Source organism: Rhizobium sp. 22-785-1 (assembly GCF_053521965.1).
Window position 1 is genome coordinate 94252 of record NZ_JBNWDI010000002.1, and the last position, 19747, is coordinate 113998.

The following is a 19747-nucleotide window of genomic DNA, read 5'->3' on the forward strand; positions in this document are numbered from 1 at the left end:
AATCCCGGACCTTCCGGCTCTCAGAGCGGGCGGAAGGCCGGGCCAATAATTCGGGATATGAACGTCGACCGAAATTGGTTCATGGCCGGTTGTTTAAGCCGTTTCAGTCTGTTTGAAAAGGGAATTGATCGCAGGCAGCGGCTCGCTTTGTCAAAAAGCGATCTTGGCGTCCATTTCGCTCAACGGGGTGACGCCAGCAAGAAGCGCCCTCGCCTCTTGCTCATCCTGCTTCATCTGAACGACCAGTGGTTCCAGTCCGTCAAATTTCAGCTCGTCGCGCAAGTGGCCGAAGAAGGAAACCGAACAGACCTGACCATAGAGATCCCCGCTAAAGTCGAAGACGAAGGTTTCCAGGAGCGCTGACCCGTTGTCCGTTACCGTCGGACGGTGGCCGAAGCTTGCCACGCCATCATGTAGCGTACCATTGGCCTCTCTGAACCGTACCGCGTATATGCCGGGTTTCAGCTCTGTTTCTGGGGGCAGCGCCATATTGGCTGTCGGATAGCCCAGCGTGCGGCCAAGCTGCTGTCCGCGAATAACTTCGGCCTCGACCGTGAACCGATAACCGAGCAAGCCTGCCGCTCCGACCACGTCTCCTTCGGCTAGACAGTCACGAATACGACTGGATGAAATCACCTCTGCTCCCTCATCGCGAAAAGAGTCCACCAGCGTCACGTCGAAACCGTGGCGCTTGCCCGCCTGCATCAAAAAGGCAGGACCACCCTCACGGCCCCTGCCGAAGTGAAAATCGACGCCGGTGACGACACTTGCTGCCCCCAGCCACTCCACCAGTTCCGATTTGACGAAATCCTCAGCGGAGCGCTGCGAAAAGGTCCTGTCGAAGGGATATTCGACGACGGACTGGAAGCCTTCGGCCTCAAGAAGGCGGGCTTTCAGCGGGGCGGGCGTGAGGCGAAAAACAGGCGTTTCAGGTCGAAACACGGTTCGAGGATGTGGCTCGAATGTCAGGACCAGCGCTGCCACACCGCGCGATTTCGCCAGTTCCAGCGCCTGATCCAGGACAGCGCGATGGCCGCGATGGACGCCATCGAAATTGCCGATGGCAACCACACCGCCCTTCAATTCCTCGGGAAGCGGCTCTTTCTTCTCGTTACGGTGAAACACGGTCATAAGAACTCACTAAGCCAGGCGCGGCATCCACCAGCCGGGGGCTGCATTCTGGCTTTTCAGATAGCTGTTCAGAAGCGCCTCGTCGATCTCCCCATTCAACGTGTACTCAGCCGCGTGAATACCGCCGCTGATATAGAGGAGATCGAGACCAGCGGAGATGGCACCCTTCACATCGGTCGGCATGCCATCGCCGATTGCGAGAACACGATCCTTGCTGAACTCGCCGCGCACTTCTTTTGCCGCGGCAAAGCACGCCTCGTATATCGGTGCATGCGGCTTGCCGGCGATACGCACCTCGCCGCCCAATTGCTCGAAATAGACAGCCATAGCGCCAGCGCAAGGGATGATACGCTCGCCGCGCTCCACCACCAGGTCCGGATTGGCGCAGATCATCGGCGCAGAGCGGGCCACGAAGGCCTTCAACATATCGGTATAGTCTTCCGGCGTTTCCGTCTCATCGTCAAAGAAGCCGGTGCAGACGACAGCTTCCGCCTCATCCTCTCCGACCACAGTCACATCGAGACCGTCAAACAACGGCAGATCGCGCTCCGGACCAAGCAGAAAAACCTTCTTCGGACCTTCAGCAATCAACTCTCGCGTGACATCGCCCGAGGTGACGATGCGATCGTAGGCTTCGTCCGGAACGCCGAGTGCGCGCAGTTGCGGAATGACGCCGATTGCGGGGCGAGGCGAATTGGTAATCAGAACGACTGTCTTTCCGTCTGCCCGCGCATCGGCCAATGCGGCACCGGCGGCGGGAAAACACGTCACGCCGTTGTGAAGTACGCCCCAGACATCGGAGAAAATCACATCGAATTGGGAGGTAATGTCGCCAAGCGTGGCAATGCGGTGGGCCATGAAGCGTCCAACTCTTTCCATCATTTCAGGCTCGTGACATCGCAAAGGCAGATAGCAATGGCAAGAGAAAAAGACAAAAGGACCAGTCAGGGAGCTACCGCATCAGACGAGCCAGAGCCTGATCAAGCCTGCCGCCAGGCAGACACCAAGAACCGGGACCATGCCAAGCTTTAAACGAAAGAGCATGATTGCCGAGACGATGAAAAGCGCAAGCGACGCCAGATCGAGCGAGCTCCATTCTGGTAAGGACATGCCCAAATTGATCTGCGGCAGAAGCTCAACGCGATCCACCTTGCCGAAAAGCACATGCAGGCCGAACCAGACCGAAAGGTTGAGAATGACGCCCACCACCGCGCCGGTGATGGCAGACAACGCACCTGACAGGGCCGCATTGTCTTTCAGACGCTCAACATAGGGCGCTCCGAGAAAAATGAAGATGAAGCTCGGGACGAAGGTCGCCCATGCGGCAACGCTCGCGCCCAGCACACCTGCCAGCATGGGATCCAGCATGCCCGGATGGCGGAAGGCTGCGAGAAAACCGATATAGGAGAGGACGAGAACGAGCGGTCCGGGTGTCGCCTCGGCCAACGCCAGGCCATCCAGCATCTCGCTTGCGCTCATCCAGTGATGCGTTTCCACCGCGACCTGCGCCACATAGGCAAGCACCGCATAGGCACCGCCAAAGGTAACAACTGCAAGCCGCGAAAAGAACGCCTGCAATTCTATGAGCGAGCCGGGCGCGGCCAGAAGCCAGAACAGCAGGAGTGGCGTCTGCCAGATGAGGAGGCCGACCAAGACTCCACGCAGTTGCCGCAAAAGAGAGGGTGCCTTGCTTGCCGCATCACGCTTCACTGACGGCCCTCCTCTAGCTTTCAGAAAACCCGCGACACCGGCGGCCAGGATGACAAGCGGAAAAGGAACGGCGAAAAAGAAAAGCGCGATGAAGGCTGCTCCTGCGACACCAATCAGAAAGCGGCTTTTCAGGGCTCGTTTCGCCACCCTCAGCAAAGCTTCAATGACGATGGCCAACACGCCGGCCTTCAGGCCGAAGAGCAGTGCCGGAAGCCAGTGTGTATCCTGATAAAGCGCGTAAGCGGCGGCCAGTGCGACGATAACGAGAAATCCGGGCAGGATGAAGAGTGTGCCGGCGATGACGCCGCCGCGCCTGCCATGCAGCAGCCATCCGGCATAGGTCGCCAGTTGCTGCGCCTCCGGTCCGGGAAGAAGCATGCAGTAATTCAACGCGTGCAGAAACCGCTCTTCCGAAAGCCAGCGGTTCTCGTCGACCAGCACGCGGTGCATCATGCCGATCTGCCCGGCCGGTCCGCCGAAGCTTAAAAGGCCGACTCGGCCGAAAACGAAAAACAGCTCCGAAAGGGTCGGATGGACGGGTGGAGATTCAGGGCGCAAAAAATCTGTCATGCAATCGCAGTAACCATTTTACATGAAATTTTTCCGACAGGCCGTTCTTGACAGTGCCTTAGGCCCTGCTTATCTCACTGCCGCTAGCACTCGGCAAATGAGAGTGCTAACATCAATCCAGGCGGATCGTATTCGATCCGCGAATGTCATTTGATCGAGGGAATAGACAATGGCAAGCACCAATTTCCGCCCGCTGCACGACCGCGTTGTGGTTCGTCGCGTTGAGTCTGAAGCGAAGACCAAGGGTGGCATCATCATTCCTGATACCGCCAAGGAAAAGCCGCAGGAAGGCGAAATCGTCGCAGTCGGCTCCGGCGCACGTGACGAGTCTGGCAAGATCGTCGCTCTCGACGTCAAGGTCGGCGACCGCATCCTGTTTGGCAAGTGGTCCGGCACGGAAGTCAAGCTCGACGGCGAAGACCTTCTCATCATGAAGGAAGCCGACATTATGGGCATTATCGGCTGATTTAGCCGCCTTCCCATTTTCCGTAATCTTGAAGCCGGACATCGTTCCGGCCATTCGAAACCAGGAGTTTTGAAACATGGCAGCCAAAGAAGTAAAATTCGGCCGCTCGGCGCGCGAAAAGATGCTCAAGGGCGTCGACGTTCTCGCTGACGCAGTGAAGGTCACGCTCGGCCCGAAGGGTCGTAACGTTGTTATCGACAAGTCCTTCGGCGCACCGCGCATCACCAAGGACGGCGTTTCCGTCGCCAAGGAAATCGAACTGGAAGACAAGTTCGAAAACATGGGCGCACAGATGGTCCGCGAAGTTGCTTCGAAGACCAACGACATCGCTGGTGACGGCACCACGACGGCAACCGTTCTTGCTCAGGCTATCGTTCGCGAAGGCCAGAAGGCTGTTGCCGCCGGCATGAACCCGATGGACCTGAAGCGCGGTATCGATCTGGCCGTCGCAGAAGTCGTCAAGGACCTGCAGGCCAAGGCTAAGAAGATCAACACCTCTGAGGAAGTTGCTCAGGTTGGTACGATCTCCGCCAACGGCGACACGCAGGTTGGCCGCGACATCGCGGAAGCCATGCAGAAGGTCGGCAACGAAGGCGTTATCACCGTCGAAGAAGCCAAGACCGCTGAGACCGAACTCGAAGTCGTCGAAGGCATGCAGTTCGACCGCGGCTACCTGTCGCCTTACTTCGTAACCAACCCTGAAAAGATGGTTGCTGACCTCGAAGACGCTTACATTCTCCTTCACGAGAAGAAGCTCTCCAACCTGCAGGCCATGCTTCCGGTTCTCGAAGCCGTCGTTCAGACCGGCAAGCCGCTCGTCATCATCGCTGAAGACGTCGAAGGCGAAGCTCTTGCAACGCTCGTCGTCAACAAGCTGCGTGGCGGCCTCAAGATCGCTGCCGTCAAGGCTCCTGGCTTCGGCGACCGCCGCAAGGCAATGCTCGAAGACATCGCGATCCTGACCGGTGGTACAGTGATTTCCGAAGACCTCGGCATCAAGCTCGAAAATGTCACGCTCGACATGCTCGGCAAGGCCAAGAAGGTTTCCATCTCCAAGGAAAACACCACGATCGTTGACGGCTCCGGCCAGAAGACCGACATCGAAGGCCGCGTTGCCCAGATCAAGGCTCAGATCGAAGAAACCTCTTCCGATTACGACCGCGAAAAGCTGCAGGAACGCCTTGCTAAGCTCGCTGGTGGCGTTGCCGTCATCCGCGTTGGCGGTGCAACGGAAGTTGAAGTGAAGGAGCGCAAGGACCGCATCGACGACGCTCTGAACGCAACCCGCGCTGCTGTTCAGGAAGGCATCGTTGCTGGCGGTGGTACCGCTCTGCTTCGTTCCGCTCAGAAGATCACCGTCAAGGGTGTGAACGACGACCAGGAAGCTGGTATCAACATCGTTCGCCGCGCTCTGCAGTCGCTGGTTCGCCAGATCGCAGACAACGCCGGTGACGAAGCTTCGATCGTTGTTGGCAAGGTTCTCGACAAGGCTGACGACAACTTCGGTTACAACGCTCAGACTGGCGAATATGGCGACATGATTGCCATGGGTATCGTTGACCCGGTCAAGGTTGTTCGTACCGCTCTGCAGAACGCAGCTTCGGTTGCTTCGCTGCTGATCACCACGGAAGCCATGATTGCCGAGCTGCCGAAGAAAGAATCCGCAATGCCTGCAATGCCAGGTGGCGGAATGGGCGGCATGGACTTCTAATCAGTCCATTCCCTCTGGGATTTAGAAAGGGCGGTCTTCGGACCGCCCTTTTGTTTTGGCGCTCTGAAAGCCAGGATGAAGCTCATCCATTGTTCACTTTTTGAAGACGAACAGTCTTCTCTCGTTTATCTTTCGTCAATTAAAAAAATCCGCCAGAACTGTCTCCAGATTTCACTCAACGGCTTGAACGAAAGCCTAAACGGAGACACCGCAATGTCCAGCAGTCAGAACGCTCTCGTGCTCGTCGCACGCATCCTTCTTTCCTTCATCTTCGTCTATTCCGGCTTCGGCAAGCTGATGGACCCTGCCGGCACAGCTGGCATGATCACCGGCGCTGGCCTCCCTGCGGCAACCGCTCTTGCTTACCTCGCCGGTCTGTTTGAACTCGTCACGGGCCTTGCCGTTCTGGTTGGCTTCCAGACCAAGATTGCCGCTTTCGCATTGGCCGCATTCTGCGTGTTCACCGGCCTCGTCTTCCACAGCGGCACGGTTGCCGTTCCCGGCTGGCCTGATGCGGCTCTCGGCTGGATCAACACGCTGAATGGCATCATGCTGATGAAGAACATCACGCTGGCTGGCGCCTATATCCTTCTTGGAGCCTTCGGCGCCGGTGCATACTCCGTCGACGCGATGCGCGGCGTCAAGCTTGCCCACGCCTGAGATCGAATGCTATTCCTCCAGAAGCCGTCGGAGCGATCCGGCGGCTTTCTTTATTTCGGGGGTTCCTTGGGGTGCGCAGGGATTTCTTTAGGGTCATCGACCCACTTGGCCCTCGATCGCGCCCATATCTGCACATGCGGCTCTAAAGCGGCACGCTCATTGATCGAGCCCCAGCGGATGCCCCAGGTGCCACTCTCCTGCTCCGCACTGCTGAAGAGCGGCGCGCCGCAGTCGCTACAGAAATGCATCAGACGGATATTCCCGTTTTCCGCTTTCTTTCTGTAGAGCTTCGGTTCGACGCCAGTCAGGATGATGTTCTGACGCTTTGCCCGCAACGTTACGCGATAGGGTGAACCGGTCAAACGCTGGCAATCCGTGCAGTGACAGATGACCACATGCTCTGGATCGGCTTCTGCTTCATACCTAACGTTGCCGCAGTGGCATTGGCCTGTGATGCGCATCATGTCCTCCTCTATTAGGAGGGCAGCATAGACAAAATATACGGTCAGCCAAGCGCCGTCTTGACGCGCGAGACAATCTCTTCAACGACAGAATCGCCCTCGTGCTCCGCCTTTCTGGCGCGAACAAAGCAGGCTTCGGATTTCAGGATGATGCCGTCCGTCAGTATTTTCAGGTGATTGGCCTTCAGCGTCGAACCCGTGGAGGTGATATCAACGATGATATCCGCCTGGCCTGCCGCAGGCGCGCCCTCTGTCGCACCGAGGCTTTCGACAATGCGGTAGAGCTGAATGCCATGCTGGCGCGAGAAGAATTGCTGCGTCAGCCGCCAGTATTTGGTGGCGATTGCCAGACGGCGGCCATGGCGGGCGCGAAATTCGGAGGCGACGTCGCCGAGATCGGCCATGCTATCGACATCGAGCCAGATTTCCGGCACGGCGACCACCACATCCGCGTGGCCGAAGCCGAGACGCGCGCAGAACTCCACGCGTGCATTGACGTTGCTCAGATCTTCGCGCACGAGATCTTCGCCCGTCACGCCGAAATCGACGGTGCCGTTGCCGATCTCACGGGCGATCTCGGATGCCGAGAGATAGGCGATCTCGATATCGTCACGCCCTTCGATCCGGCCGCGATAGGAGCGATCGCTGCCGATAGCGGTGATTTTCAGCCCGGCGCGTTCGAGGATGGCGGAGGAATCGTCCTTCATGCGTCCCTTGGAGGGCAGCGCTATGGTGATTGTCATGCAGCGGCCCTCGCAGCTTCGATACGGTCCAGCCAGAGCGAGAAACCGACGGCAGGAATGGTGTCGGTGGCGCCAAGCAACGTCATCAGGCGATCGAAGCGTCCACCGCCTGCCAGCACCGCGGTTTGCCCCTGTTGTGTGATTTCGAAGACCAGGCCGGTATAGTAATCGAGCGGGCGACCGAAAGCCGCGCCATAAGTCACGGCCTGCAAATCGACGCCGCTATTGGCAAGGGCTGCCACGCGGGAACCGAAATCGGACAGTGCTGGCCCAAGTTTCAGCTTTGCCTTTTCGGCAAAGTCGGAAAGCGTCTTAGATGCCTCCGACAAAGGTGCCTGAAGGCTTAAAAACTGCTTCAGCAGCTCGAAGCTGTCGTCCGGCAGGCGGGTGGCGGCGAGCGCCAGCTTTTCGCGGAGGCGTCTCGCGATCTCCTGCGGGGAACGGCTGGCATTGGTGGAATAGCCGGTCTCTTGCATGACGCTGTCAATATAATCGACCAGAACCTTCTCCTCGCCGGTCGCAAGCAGTCCGGCCACGCGAGCGTCGAGCCCGGTCATCGGCTTGGGGCTGACGAGGCTTTCCAGCAGCGCATCGAGTTGAACCGTGTCGCCAAAGGCCTGAACCAGACGCTTCTGCCAGCCGAGCGGCAGGCCAAGTGCTGCAATCACCGCCTCGAAGACCTTCTGGTCCCCCAAACGTGCAGAGAGCGAGCGGCCCGGCAGCAAGCGCTTCAGAATGCCGAAAGCGTCGCCAATCGCGCGGGCATCGGCAGCGGCGACATCGCCATCGCCCAGATCTTCGATGCCGGCCTGATAGAACTCATTGCCGCCCTCGCGCCGCTGGCGAAACACTTCGCCGAGATAGGCGTAACGTTTCGGCGTCCCGGTTGCCGTTTCGATATGGCGCAGGCAGACGGGGATCGTAAATTCCGGTCGTAGGCACAGGCTCTCGCCCGTTTCGCTTTCGGTCAGGAAAATACGACGGCGCAAATCCTCGCCGGCCATATCCAGAAAGGGGGCAGCTGGCTGGATAACGGGTGTGTTGACCCGCACCGTTTTGCGCGCCGCAAACTCGTCCAGCAGCTCTCCGGAAAATTCCGGCATGTCGATCAGGGGCATGAAGCGATACTTTTCGTCACGGTTCGAGCGGTTGCATCATCTCGATGCGGTTTCCGAAGGGATCATTCACGTAGAAGCGGTCATACCCTTCCAGTGGCTCATCCTCAACCACAGGGCAGCCTGCCGTTTCAAGTCTTTTTAGAAGTCCAGACAGATCATCTACTACAAAGGCGGGATGGGCCTTGGTGGCGGCGATGAAATCTTTCGCGACGCCGAGATGCACGCGGACATCGCCACGCGCAAACCAGCATCCGCCGCGGCCCGCAAGATTGGCAGGCTTTGCAACCTCCTGAAGACCGAGAAGGCCCGCATAAAACGTCCGCGCCTTGTCTTCTCCACCTTCAGGCATTGCCAGTTGGACGTGATCCAGGCGGAGAATGGTCATGGCCGATCAGCCTTCTGCCCGACGCCGGTCTTCGGCCTGGGCGGCCAGGATTTCCTTGACCTTGGCAACCAGTTCAGACTCGGCGACGACCTCTTGCGCGACACGCGCTTCGCGCCATGTCGCGTTGTCCTCGATCTCTCCGGAGAGGCGCTTGCCTTCGATCAGGTCCTTGATCTGAACCACGCCTTTAGCACGCTCATCGCCACCCTGAATGATGGCGATGGGGGCGCCCATGCGGTCGGCATATTTCAGCTGATTGCCGAACTTCTTCCAGTTGCCCTGATACATTTCGGCGCGAATGCCTTCCGCTCGCAGTGCCTGCGTGAAGCGCTGGTAGCGCCCCATGCTCTCCAGATCGCCATCCATAACGGTGATGAGAACAGGCGCGAGCACCTTTGCCTGACCGAGCTTGCCAAGGTTCTTCAACGCCGTCATCAGGCGCGAGACACCGATCGAAAAACCGGTTGCCGGAACCGGCTGGCCCATGAAGCGCGACACCAGACCATCGTAGCGACCGCCGCCGCCAACGGACCCAAAGACGACTTTCTCGCCCTTTTCGTTGGTGACATCGAATGTCAGTTCAGCCTCATAGACAGGGCCGGTGTAATATTCGAGACCACGCACGACAGATGGATCGATCTTGATGCGATCTGCGTCATAACCAGCGCTTGCGACGAGTGCGCCGATGACATTCAATTCCTCGACACCTTCCGCACCCTTAGAGGTACCGGCAACGAGGTTCGCCAGATCGGCAGCGCTTGCGGCATAATCCTTGATGCCGACGAAGAAGAGAACCTTTTCGATTTGCGCCTCGTCGAGCCCCGCACCCTTGGTAAAATCGCCGGACTCATCCTTGCGACCGGGACCAAGCAGCAGCTTCACGCCCTCCGGCCCGAACTTGTCGAGCTTATCGATGGCACGCAGAACGTTGAGACGACGACCAGCATTCTCTTCGCCGCCAAGACCGATGGCTTCCATCACGCCATCCAGAACCTTGCGGTTATTGACACGGATGACATAGTCGCCGCGCTTGATGCCAAGGGCTTCCAGCGTATCGGCCATCATCATGCACATTTCCGAGTCCGCCTGGACGCCAGCGGCACCGACGGTATCGGCATCGAACTGCATGAACTGGCGGAAGCGACCCGGGCCGGGCTTCTCATTGCGGAAGACATAGCCTGCGCGATAGGTGCGGTAAGGCAGTTGGATCTCGTTGAAGTTTTCCGCGACGTGACGGGCGAGCGGCGCGGTCAGATCGTAGCGCAGACTCATCCACTGGTCGTCATCGTCCGTGAGAGAAAACACGCCTTCATTCGGGCGGTCGCTATCCGGCAGGAACTTGCCCAACGCATCGGTATATTCGAACAGCGGGGTTTCGACCGGATCGAAGCCGTAAAGCTCATAGACCTTACGAATCTTTTCGATCATCTCATTGGTGGCATGGATATCGGCAGCCGAACGATCCACGAAGCCGCGCGGCAGGCGTGCTTTCAGTTTCTGAGGCTTTTTTGCTTTTTCGCTCATGATGCCAGTCCAATTGTCTCTTGAAATCAAGCCGGTGTCTTAGAGGATGACGCCCCATGCGGCAAGGCCGGAGGTCCGCGGATTTGCTGGCCTTTGGCGCGAAAAACTGCTAAACGGGATACATGCATCCCAATCTCTTCGGGAGAGAACCGCATGAGCAAGCAAACCGCCATCCGTCTACCGGACGAGACCTATGAACGCCTGAAGGCGCTTTCCGAGCGCACCGGACGAACGTCGGCCTTTTACATCCGCGAGGCGATAGAAAAACATATCGAGGATATGGAAGATCTGTATCTGGCGGAAGAAGCGATGCGACGTATACAGCGCGGCGAGTCGAAGGTTGTGAGCGCCGAGGAGTTTTGGCGTGACCTGGACAATTGAATACGACATTCTCGTTCAGAAACAGATCAAGAAACTCGATCCACAAACGCGACGTCGCATTCGGTCATTTTTACACGACCGGCTGCTGCAACTCAACAGTCCGAGGCAAACGGGTGAAGCCTTGCAAGGCTCCGAACTCGGCAATTTCTGGCGCTACCGCGTCGGCGACTATCGTATCATCTGTGACATTCAGGATCAGAAGCTTGTCGTTCTCGTGGTCAAAATCGGTCATCGCCGGGAAGTCTACCGTTAATCCATGATCCTCGAAGCCCTGAACTATGCTGGCACATACTGGAAAACAGCGCCGGAATTTCGCCGGCATATCCGCTACTCTGTCAATCTGTGGGCGCGCGCCAATCGATGCGCGAAGCCGTGGGGACAGCATGAGGAAAACAGCAAGCGATTCATCCTATCGACGGCCTCGAAACTGAAACAACGACGTACCGCCGTCATTCTTGGTTCCGGCCTGTTGCGCGATGTGCCGTGGCGGCAACTCGCGGCAGGGTTCGATACGCTAGTGCTGGTCGATCTGGTGCATCTGGCGAGCGTGCGGATGAAGCTCTATGGCCGAAAATACCGCAATGTCGTTCTCAATAGCCGCGATCTCTCCGGCTATGATGCGCTGAAGACGAGCGGCGTGATCGAGCCGTTGAGCTTTCTGCGGCAAGTGCCATATCTCGATCTCGTCGTTTCCGCTAATCTCCTGTCGCAAATCGGCACCGGCGCGCGTCACCGGATAGAGCAGGACGGGGCAAGCGGCATGCCGCAGGACACGCTCCAACGCCTGATCCAGGCGCATATCGACGGTCTCTCCGGCCTGCCCTGCAAGGTCTGTCTTCTCACCGATACGAGTTTCGAGATCATCGACAAAAGCGGCAAAGTGCATCAGCAGGAAGACCTGCTGCATGGGGTGACTGTTCCAAATGTCGCGCATCAATGGGACTGGCCCGTTGCGCCCTTCGGCGAGGAAAGCAAGGACTATCAGATCCTTCACAGGGTCGTTGCCAGCGAGGTGAGATGAGCGCCATTTTCTGACCGCGATTGATGCGTTAGAGCGTTTCCTTGTTAAATGGCAACGTTCTGCCGGAGCAGGTTTTCGTCAGGGCAAAGGCGATCGGCGAAGGGCATACCCCAAGGTACGGTCGAGCCGATCGTCTTTGATCCTGGCGGAAAGATGCCCGGCCCTTTGGGTTGGTTGAAACGGGTCACCTGCTTGCCCGGACGGCTTGGCCGTATGCGTTGGCTACGACACCCGCCATCCGGACAATCAGTCGATCCCGTTTGAACCAACAGAACTGTTTCCATTTAACAAGGAAACGCTCTAAAGTAACCGCATGCGCTTGATGGTTCGTACATTGATGTTTCTTGCTTGCCTGATCTACGGCGCCATGCCGGCTACGGCGGCGATGGATATGTCCATGCCTGCTAGCGAGAACCCCTCATCCGGCATGGCCAAGAGTCATCCTGTCGATCACGACATGGCGGATGCTTCCGAAGACATGCGAGGCCAAAGCGCTCCCTGCCCGCATGAAAAGAGCATGACGCACGCGCCCTTCTGTGCTGCCTGTCTCGTTCTTCTGCCTTACCTTACCTTCGCGGAAAAAGGCCGACCGCCTCACGCCGCCCCGATACCGGGCTTGCAAGCAAGCCTCGTTGGCGATGCTCCTACGCCACCTCTTCCCCCTCCCCGTGTCTGATCCGATTTCGACATTCACGTTTCAATCGAAATTTCCGACAGAGGAAGGATATCCCATGTCTATCAAGATCATTTCCATCGCCGCCGCCTTCGGCGCGTTCATGGCGCTGCCCGCGCTTGCGCAGGACCACTCCGTTCATGCCGGCCACGCCATGCCCAAGCAGGAGGCCACGAACAGCGCCTCGACCAAAGCCTTCATGGAGGTTTCCAAAAAAATGCACGCGGCCATGGAGCAGGACTATACCGGCAATGCCGATGTCGATTTCGTCCGAGGCATGATCCCGCATCATCAGGGTGCGATCGATATGGCGAAGGTGCAATTGCAATATGGCAAGGACCCGGAAATCCGTAAACTCGCCGAAGAGGTGATCAAGGCGCAGGAAGCGGAAATCTCCATGATGAAAGAATGGCTGAAGTCGAAGGGTTACTGATCACGCAGTAGGTGTGTTTGGAGGGAGCGCCATCGGGCGCTTCCTCTTCTCGGCGACCTGTGGTCAAAGCCCCGTCAGACCCGCCTTGTAGCTTCCGGCAAACTCCCGGCTCAGACGCTCCAACTCCAGCGATGCGCGGCTTGGGTGCCGCTCCTTGTGCATGAGAAGCGAAAATTGGCGTGCAGGCAGGTCGATGCCGACGCGGGTGAGCAACCCCTGGCGCAGCATCAGTGCTGCGACGGACGCCGACACCACCGCAGCCGCGCCGCCTGCGCGCGCTGCCGCAACCACAGCCTCGTTGGATGGCAGTTCCAGCGTTACCTGCAGATCGGCAAGAGACATGCCCATGGCTTTCAACGCAGCTTCGAAGGCGGAGCGCGTACCCGAGCCCTGCTCGCGCAGCACCCATGTCGTTGAGCGAATATCCTGCGCTTTCAATTGCCGACCGTCCGAGAAAGGATGCAGCGGCCCGACCACGACGAGCAGTTTATCCGACACGATGGGGCGAACGGAGAGCGCCGGCTCATCGATATCGCCCTCGATGAAGCCGATCTCGGCGACACCCTTCAGGACTGCCTCCGTCACCGTGCGGGTATTGCCGACCTCAAGCGTGACCGTCACGCCGGGATAGAGCTGCTTGAACTGCATGAGAATGGATGGAAGCCAGTAGCTGGCAATTGTCTGGCTGGCGAAGACGCGGATTTCACCACGCGTCAGACCGCCCATTTCAGAAAGGATCAGTTCGGCGCTGCGCACGCGGTTCAAGGTAGAGCGCGCTTCGTCTAGAAAGACGCGACCGCTCTCCGTCAACTCGATACCACGACCGACGCGGTGGAACAGTTCGACATTGTAGTAAGCCTCAAGCGTTTTGATCGCGGAGCTGACGGCCGAGGGCGTCAGCCCGAGTGCTTCCGCAGCACGCGTCAGATGCTGTCTTTCCGCGACAGCAACGAAAATTCTCAATTGCTCAAACGTCATTTTCTATCATTCGATTTTGTCGAATAAAATATGCCATATTATTTGATGGAATGGAACGGACGTTCGTAAGATGATGATCATATGGCAAATCATCGTTCACTGACCTCATCCCTGTCCCTGTCGCGCTTCCCGTCAATTCGGTTGCTCCCTGGCATATTTTTATGCGGCGCCATCAGCGTCGCTGCGATCATTGCGCAGGAGGCGCAGGTACGCGGAGCCGGCCATGCCTGGCTTGGAGATCTGGTGATTGCGATCGTGTTCGGCGTGCTGCTCAAAAGCTTTACCAGGCTTCCGGAAGCGACGACGGTTGGTATAAAGTTCAGCGCCAAGACGCTGCTGGAGATCGCCGTTGTGCTTCTTGGCGCTTCGCTCAGCCTCTCAATTCTCAAAGGCGCTGGCGGCTTGCTGATTTTCGGTATCGCCATCATCGTTGCATTGTCGCTCGCCGGTAGCTACGCCATCAGCCGGATGATCGGTCTTGACTCTAAGCTTGCCATCCTCGTTGCCTGCGGCAATTCGATTTGCGGCAACTCCGCCATTGCGGCGGCTGCACCCGCCATCGGCGCGAAGGCTCAGGACGTGACCGCAGCCATCGCCTTTACCGCCGTCCTTGGCGTCGCAGCAGTCGTCATCATGCCGGCACTTCCCGCTCTCCTCTCAATGGATGCGATCCATTATGGCATGTTTGCGGGTATGACCGTCTACGCCGTACCGCAGGTTCTGGCTGCAACCGCACCGATGGGCGCGGTTGCGGTTCAGACCGGTACGGTGGTCAAACTCATCCGCGTGCTGATGCTGGGGCCCGTCGTCACCACGCTTTCGATCATCCATGGCCGTGGTGCGAGCGGTCGGCTCGATCTACAACGGATGGTGCCCTGGTTCATCATCGGTTTCGTGTTGATGATCATGGCCCGTTCCTTCGGCCTGATCCCAAATATTGCGCTGGCACCCATCAGCGGCCTTGCCAATGTGCTCACCATCATGTCGATGGCAGCCCTCGGTCTTTCGGTGGATATCCGCTCCCTGCGTCATGCGGGCGGCAAGGTCATCCTGGCTGCCACAGCATCGCTGCTACTTCTCTGCGCACTATCGGTCGGGCTGATCGCGATCGCCGGATAAGCCGCTTACGGTTGGCGTTCGACGGTGATCGTATAATTGGCACCGAGACCACGACGCGATGAACTCAAGACCAGGATGGGCCGGATCAGCCACTCGGTGTCTTCTTTCGGTGTGATCACCGTTGTGTTGTTGCCGGTGTCGCTGAAGAAGATCGCATCGTCGTCCGGTTTGCCGAAATCAAAAATCGCCATGACGACGAACTCGCTGCGGCTAGCGAGCGACACCTTCAGCGTTTCGCCGGCTTTCACCTTGAGACGATAGACTTCACCCCTGCCCTGGCGGGTCCAACCGTTCAGGCTCAGATTGCCGGAGGCCGGCATTTCGACGGCCTTCAACTGCTCCCCATCATCGAGCCACATGCCGTCGACGTTCCGCTGCTCGGCGACGACGGGCGCCGCAACAGAAAAGAAAAGAAGGCTGGCAAGGGTGCATTTGATAAATGTCTTCAAGGCCGTACGAACTCCTGCCGCAGCGCTTCGATTCGGGGGCGACAATGGCAGCCCTCTATGTGGTCGTTGACCATGCCCATGGCCTGCATGAAAGCATAGACGGTGGTGGGCCCGACAAAACTCCAGCCACGCTTCTTCAGGTCCTTCGACAGTCGAATGGAGGCTGGCGTCGTCGGATTGGCGCGCAGGGTTGCGTAGTCGAAGACATCCGGGCGCTCGTCCTGCTTGGGCTCGAAGCTCCAGAAATAGCGCGCCAGCGTGCCGAATTCATCGCGAAGGGCGACGGCGCGCTTGGCATTGTTGATGGTTGAAACGATCTTGCCGCGATGACGCACGATGCCTTTGTCGGCAAGGCAGCGCTCTATATCGGCGTCGGTGAAGGCTGCGACCTTCTCGAAATCGAAGCCAGCGAAGGCGGCGCGAAAGCTCTCGCGCTTGCGCAGGATTGTCAGCCAGGAAAGACCGGACTGAAATCCTTCAAGACAGATCTTCTCAAACAATCGCTTGTCGTCGGTGACAGGGTGGCCCCACTCGTCATCATGGTAGCGGCGGTAATCTTCCAGTCCCTGCTGCCAGAAGCAGCGGACCTTGCCATCCTCGCCCGTCAACAACCCGTCTTCACTCATGTGGCACCGTCTCTTTCAGCCCGGTTCTTACCATTGATTCACCTTGTTTTAAAACCGCCTGCTAACCTTATCGAAAGGTTTCAGCAAAATAGCGATTTCGACCGAAGTCTCTTTACCATTCGCTGGTCTGCACGTGCGAACGTGACGATCATTTTCCGGTGTCATGTAAAAGAGTCCACCCGATGTCGATGAAAACCATCTTTCTAGCGTTGAGCGCCGTGTGTGCCGCTCTCACTCCGGCAATGGCAAATGACCGTTACCGCGAGCGCCCGCCGATCGTCGTCAGCCCTGATCTGACAGCGCCGTGGGTAACACAGATGGGTCGTGGCGATGTGCGTCCGGTCGTCTATCCGCAACCGCCACAGCGCCAGCCGCTTTTCCAGCGCCGCGGCGTGCAGCAGCGTCCTCAGGCCGTGGCTGCAAGACCAAATGCGCCGCGTGTGAGGATCGACCCGCAGTTCCTGCCGCAGATCGTTAATTACGACACGAAAGAAGCACCCGGCACGATCGTCATCGATACGCCGAACCGACTGCTCTATCTCGTCATGGAGGGTGGCAAGGCACGCCGTTACGGTGTGGGCGTCGGCAAGCCGGGCTTCGAGTGGGCGGGAACGCACGCAATCACCCGCAAGACGGAGTGGCCGACCTGGACTCCACCGAAGGAAATGATCACGCGCGAAGCCGCCAAGGGTCATTATCTTCCGGCCTTCATGGAAGGCGGACCGGAAAACCCGATGGGCGCGCGCGCAATGTATCTGGGCTCGACGCTCTACCGCATCCACGGCACCAACCAGCCATGGACCATCGGCAGCAACAATTCGTCCGGCTGCATCCGCATGCGCAACGAAGATGTCACTGACCTTTACGAGCGCGTGAAGGTCGGCACGAGGGTTATTGTGATCTGATAGCAACGCCTGGCTGTAAGTTTGATTTAAGACACCATCACGCTTCACACTTCTACTTGCGAGCTTCGGCGGAACGGCTAAATTGATTTCACAAGCTTGGCGGGGGATGCCAGGGGGAACGGTAAGCGCTTTTAGCAGCAACCGAAGAAAAACGAGCGGCTCAGCCGCTCGTTTTTTGTTTCAGGCTTAACTTCGGTGGCTTTTGACCGCCATAGGCCCAGTCCAGCAGCTCGACCGTATGCAGGATCGGCATCGGAGTGCCGGTGGCGATCTGCGTCATGCAGCCAATATTGCCAGTTGCGATGATATCGGCCTTGGTGGCCTCGATGTTCTTAATCTTGCGCGCCTTCAACTGGCCAGAAATCTCCGGCTGCATGATGTTGTAGGTCCCGGCAGAGCCACAGCAGAGATGTCCCTCTGCGGGATCACGCACGACGAAGCCCGCATGTTTCAACAATAGCTTCGGCGCCATCGTGATTTTCTGGCCATGTTGCATTGAGCAAGCAGAGTGATAGGCTACCGATAGCCCGTTACGTTCCAACACCGGCAAATCGAGTGTCGACAGATATTCCGTTATGTCCTTTGCCAAAGCGGAAACGCGCGCTGCCTTTTCCGCATATTCCGGATCGAGCCGCAGCATATGGGCATAATCCTTGATCGTTGTGCCGCAGCCGGATGCGGTGATGACAATCGCGTCGAGCCCGCCCTGTTCCACCTCGCGCATCCAGATATCGACGTTTTGGCGGGCGAAAGCGAGCGCCTGTTCTTCGCGCCCCATGTGATGGACCAGCGCACCGCAACAGCCCTCCCCATTCGGTGCGACCACCTCGATACCCAGACGGGTCAGGAGCCTGACAGTAGCCTTGTTGATGCCCGGGTCGAGAACCGGCTGAGCACAGCCGGTCAGGATTGCGACCCGGCCTCGCTTCTGCCCTTCAGCGGCGGGAGCGGAATGCCAAGCAACAGGCGGCGCGGAAATCGAATTGGGTGCGAGATCGAGCATGGCGGCGAGCGGCTTCAATGCCGAGACCTTGCGCAGGAGCGGTGACAGCGGGCGCCCGATTTTCGCAAGCTTCAAAGCCAGCCTGAAGCGTGCGGGATAGGGCAGGATGGCGGCCAGCAGGCCGCGGATCAACCGGTCCATCAGCGGGCGCCGATAGGTCTTTTCGATATGGACGCGCGCGTGATCCACCAGATGCATGTAATCCACACCCGACGGACAGGTGGTGGTGCAGGCAAGACAGGACAGGCACCGGTCGATATGTGTCACCACCTCGCGGTCGGCAGGACGGTCGTTCTCCAGCATATCCTTGATGAGATAGATGCGCCCACGCGGGCTATCTAGCTCGTTGCCGAGCGTGACATAGGTGGGACAGGTGGCGGTGCAGAAGCCACAATGCACGCATTTACGCAGGATCTTTTCAGACTCGGCAACATGCGGATCGGCCAGTTGTTCAGCCGTGAAGGAGGTTTGCATGATCAGATCCCCATTCTGCCTGGATTGAAGAGCCCCGCCGGATCGAGCTTGTGCTTGATACGTTGAGACAGCGCTGATTCGACCGCATTCAAGGGCTCGAAAGCCGGAACCGTTCGTCGCACATTATCCGCTGCACGAAGGAGCGTCGCGTGCCCGCCGCCGAGCGAACGGATGTAACCGCGCAGCAATTGCGCCTCCGGATCGGCTTCCATCTGCATCCACACAAGCCCACCCTGCCAGTCATAGAAGGCATCAATGCCTGCCTCCAGACGGAGCGCGGCGACCAGCTTGTGGCCCTGTGAGGGCGCAATCGACACCCGCCAGAGCGGCTTGGACGCGTTGCCCGCGTACGGCGCTACATCGCGGATTTCCTGCCAGAGTGTGCGGCTCTCGCCGCGCTCAAGAGAAGTCATTGTGCCGAAGGATGCCAGAAGCGTCTTCAGCTTTTGCGATCTCGCCTCGACCGAGGCTGCAAGCCCCTCTAGTCGAAGCACGGTCGCGGCACCTTCGGGAAGTTGCCCATTGAGGAAGCGAAACCTAACACTTTCCGGCAGATGCGCCGCTCCGGAGATTTCGAGGCTGGTTGCCATCGCCGCTGCCATAGCATTGGCCGCTGTCTCATCTTCCAGCCCCGAAATAACAAGCGTCACTTCAGCAGGCGGAACCGGCAACACGCGGAAGGTCACCTCCGTCAGCAAACCGAGCGTGCCGTAGGAGCCCGCAAGAAGCTTGACGAGGTCTAGACCGGTGACATTCTTCATCACTCGCCCACCGGCCTTGATCGCCTCGCCGCTGCCATTGACGAAGCGGATACCGAGCAGACTGTCTCGCGCAGCACCGGCCACATAACGGCGCGGACCAGAGACATTGGCTGCAAAAACGCCGCCAATGGTGGGTTCGCCTGTCGTGCCCATGATAGCGCGATGATCCATGGGCTCGAAGGCCATCATCTGCCTGGCCTCGGTCAAGGCGGCCTGCACGTCGGCGGTTGGCGTCCCGGCCTTGACGGTCATCACCATCTCGGCGGGATTATAAGAAACGATGCCGCTCAAGGCTCGCGACGATAATGCCGCATCTGCCTGTACGGGATTGCCAAAGCCAGCACGCGTATTGCCACCGATGATGGCGATCGGACGTCCTGCTTCTGCGCGTTCACCAATGATACCTGCCGCCTCTAATTCCGATTGGGGCGTAAAAATGGGGTAT

General features: G+C 58.4%; 23 protein-coding genes. 10 read left to right on the forward strand and 13 right to left on the reverse strand.

The window, feature by feature from the left end; translation table 11 throughout:
* Positions 1 to 150: 150 nt before the first annotated feature.
* From ACQZ5M_RS05225 to chrA, 3 genes are all read right to left on the reverse strand, one after another.
* The gene (locus tag ACQZ5M_RS05225) at positions 151 to 1131 is read right to left on the reverse strand and encodes a bifunctional riboflavin kinase/FAD synthetase (protein ID WP_449079230.1); all 981 of its coding nucleotides are present in this window, start codon (positions 1129 to 1131) and stop codon (positions 151 to 153) included.
* A gap of 9 nt (positions 1132 to 1140) precedes the next feature.
* A complete protein-coding gene (locus ACQZ5M_RS05230; protein WP_296016945.1) occupies positions 1141 to 1989 on the reverse strand; it encodes a TIGR01459 family HAD-type hydrolase in 849 nt (282 codons plus the stop codon).
* 102 nt (positions 1990 to 2091) lie between these two features.
* On the reverse strand, positions 2092 to 3411 hold the full coding sequence (chrA, locus tag ACQZ5M_RS05235) for a chromate efflux transporter (protein WP_449079231.1): 1320 nt from the start codon (positions 3409 to 3411) through the stop codon (positions 2092 to 2094).
* Between the two features lie 169 nt (positions 3412 to 3580).
* On the opposite strand from chrA, the gene groES reads away from it, so the two are divergent.
* From groES to ACQZ5M_RS05250, 3 genes are all read left to right on the forward strand, one after another.
* Positions 3581 to 3877, forward strand: coding sequence for a co-chaperone GroES (groES, locus tag ACQZ5M_RS05240; RefSeq protein ID WP_062425989.1), 297 nt, complete (start codon positions 3581 to 3583; stop codon positions 3875 to 3877).
* Between the two features lie 76 nt (positions 3878 to 3953).
* The gene (gene groL / locus ACQZ5M_RS05245; RefSeq protein ID WP_296016884.1) at positions 3954 to 5588 is read left to right on the forward strand and encodes a chaperonin GroEL; all 1635 of its coding nucleotides are present in this window, start codon (positions 3954 to 3956) and stop codon (positions 5586 to 5588) included.
* A 213-nt stretch (positions 5589 to 5801) separates the two neighbouring features.
* Positions 5802 to 6248, forward strand: coding sequence for a DoxX family protein (locus tag ACQZ5M_RS05250; RefSeq protein WP_296078044.1), 447 nt, complete (start codon positions 5802 to 5804; stop codon positions 6246 to 6248).
* A gap of 50 nt (positions 6249 to 6298) precedes the next feature.
* Here the strand turns inward: ACQZ5M_RS05250 and ACQZ5M_RS05255 are convergent, their stop codons facing one another.
* Genes ACQZ5M_RS05255 through hisS form a run of 5 tightly spaced genes read right to left on the reverse strand, consistent with a single transcriptional unit; the run spans position 6299 to position 10479 of the window.
* Positions 6299 to 6709, reverse strand: coding sequence for a GFA family protein (locus tag ACQZ5M_RS05255; RefSeq protein ID WP_449079363.1), 411 nt, complete (start codon positions 6707 to 6709; stop codon positions 6299 to 6301).
* A gap of 44 nt (positions 6710 to 6753) precedes the next feature.
* Positions 6754 to 7452, reverse strand: coding sequence for an ATP phosphoribosyltransferase (gene hisG, locus ACQZ5M_RS05260; RefSeq protein ID WP_449079232.1), 699 nt, complete (start codon positions 7450 to 7452; stop codon positions 6754 to 6756).
* The gene (locus ACQZ5M_RS05265; RefSeq protein WP_296076113.1) at positions 7449 to 8570 is read right to left on the reverse strand and encodes an ATP phosphoribosyltransferase regulatory subunit; all 1122 of its coding nucleotides are present in this window, start codon (positions 8568 to 8570) and stop codon (positions 7449 to 7451) included. Before ACQZ5M_RS05265 ends, hisG begins: the two co-directional genes overlap by 4 nt.
* Positions 8571 to 8586: 16 nt before the next feature.
* Positions 8587 to 8955 (reverse strand): VOC family protein, encoded by a 369-nt coding sequence (locus tag ACQZ5M_RS05270; RefSeq protein WP_296016893.1) that lies wholly within the window; start codon positions 8953 to 8955, stop codon positions 8587 to 8589.
* 6 nt (positions 8956 to 8961) lie between these two features.
* On the reverse strand, positions 8962 to 10479 hold the full coding sequence (gene hisS, locus ACQZ5M_RS05275; protein WP_296076115.1) for a histidine--tRNA ligase: 1518 nt from the start codon (positions 10477 to 10479) through the stop codon (positions 8962 to 8964).
* 153 nt (positions 10480 to 10632) lie between these two features.
* Between hisS and relB the strand changes: the two genes are divergently transcribed.
* From relB to copM, 5 genes are all read left to right on the forward strand, one after another.
* Positions 10633 to 10860, forward strand: a complete 228-nt coding sequence (relB, locus tag ACQZ5M_RS05280; protein ID WP_296016896.1) for a type II toxin-antitoxin system RelB family antitoxin — start codon at positions 10633 to 10635, stop codon at positions 10858 to 10860.
* Complete coding sequence (locus ACQZ5M_RS05285) at positions 10844 to 11113, forward strand: type II toxin-antitoxin system RelE family toxin (RefSeq protein ID WP_296076117.1); 270 nt, start codon at positions 10844 to 10846, stop codon at positions 11111 to 11113. Before relB ends, ACQZ5M_RS05285 begins: the two co-directional genes overlap by 17 nt.
* Positions 11114 to 11116: 3 nt before the next feature.
* A complete protein-coding gene (locus ACQZ5M_RS05290; RefSeq protein ID WP_296076120.1) occupies positions 11117 to 11881 on the forward strand; it encodes a hypothetical protein in 765 nt (254 codons plus the stop codon).
* 313 nt (positions 11882 to 12194) lie between these two features.
* Positions 12195 to 12557: a hypothetical protein gene (locus ACQZ5M_RS05295; protein ID WP_449079233.1), complete on the forward strand. Its 363-nt coding sequence runs from the start codon at positions 12195 to 12197 to the stop codon at positions 12555 to 12557.
* 55 nt (positions 12558 to 12612) lie between these two features.
* Positions 12613 to 12987, forward strand: a complete 375-nt coding sequence (copM, locus tag ACQZ5M_RS05300; RefSeq protein WP_449079234.1) for a CopM family metallochaperone — start codon at positions 12613 to 12615, stop codon at positions 12985 to 12987.
* Between the two features lie 63 nt (positions 12988 to 13050).
* Here copM and ACQZ5M_RS05305 read toward each other — a convergent pair whose 3' ends face one another.
* Positions 13051 to 13965: a LysR family transcriptional regulator gene (locus tag ACQZ5M_RS05305; RefSeq protein WP_296016902.1), complete on the reverse strand. Its 915-nt coding sequence runs from the start codon at positions 13963 to 13965 to the stop codon at positions 13051 to 13053.
* An 81-nt stretch (positions 13966 to 14046) separates the two neighbouring features.
* On the opposite strand from ACQZ5M_RS05305, the gene ACQZ5M_RS05310 reads away from it, so the two are divergent.
* Complete coding sequence (locus tag ACQZ5M_RS05310) at positions 14047 to 15084, forward strand: YeiH family protein (RefSeq protein ID WP_296077716.1); 1038 nt, start codon at positions 14047 to 14049, stop codon at positions 15082 to 15084.
* A gap of 5 nt (positions 15085 to 15089) precedes the next feature.
* Here ACQZ5M_RS05310 and ACQZ5M_RS05315 read toward each other — a convergent pair whose 3' ends face one another.
* Both ACQZ5M_RS05315 and ACQZ5M_RS05320 read right to left on the reverse strand, forming a co-directional pair.
* Complete coding sequence (locus ACQZ5M_RS05315) at positions 15090 to 15521, reverse strand: hypothetical protein (RefSeq protein WP_365999442.1); 432 nt, start codon at positions 15519 to 15521, stop codon at positions 15090 to 15092.
* A gap of 8 nt (positions 15522 to 15529) precedes the next feature.
* On the reverse strand, positions 15530 to 16159 hold the full coding sequence (locus ACQZ5M_RS05320) for a DNA-3-methyladenine glycosylase I (RefSeq protein WP_296077719.1): 630 nt from the start codon (positions 16157 to 16159) through the stop codon (positions 15530 to 15532).
* A gap of 182 nt (positions 16160 to 16341) precedes the next feature.
* Between ACQZ5M_RS05320 and ACQZ5M_RS05325 the strand changes: the two genes are divergently transcribed.
* Complete coding sequence (locus ACQZ5M_RS05325; RefSeq protein ID WP_296077721.1) at positions 16342 to 17064, forward strand: L,D-transpeptidase; 723 nt, start codon at positions 16342 to 16344, stop codon at positions 17062 to 17064.
* A gap of 160 nt (positions 17065 to 17224) precedes the next feature.
* Here ACQZ5M_RS05325 and glcF read toward each other — a convergent pair whose 3' ends face one another.
* Positions 17225 to 18541, reverse strand: coding sequence for a glycolate oxidase subunit GlcF (gene glcF, locus ACQZ5M_RS05330; RefSeq protein ID WP_296077723.1), 1317 nt, complete (start codon positions 18539 to 18541; stop codon positions 17225 to 17227).
* A gap of 2 nt (positions 18542 to 18543) precedes the next feature.
* The gene (glcE, locus tag ACQZ5M_RS05335; protein WP_449079364.1) at positions 18544 to 19740 is read right to left on the reverse strand and encodes a glycolate oxidase subunit GlcE; all 1197 of its coding nucleotides are present in this window, start codon (positions 19738 to 19740) and stop codon (positions 18544 to 18546) included.
* Between the last annotated feature and the right edge of the window lie 7 nt (positions 19741 to 19747).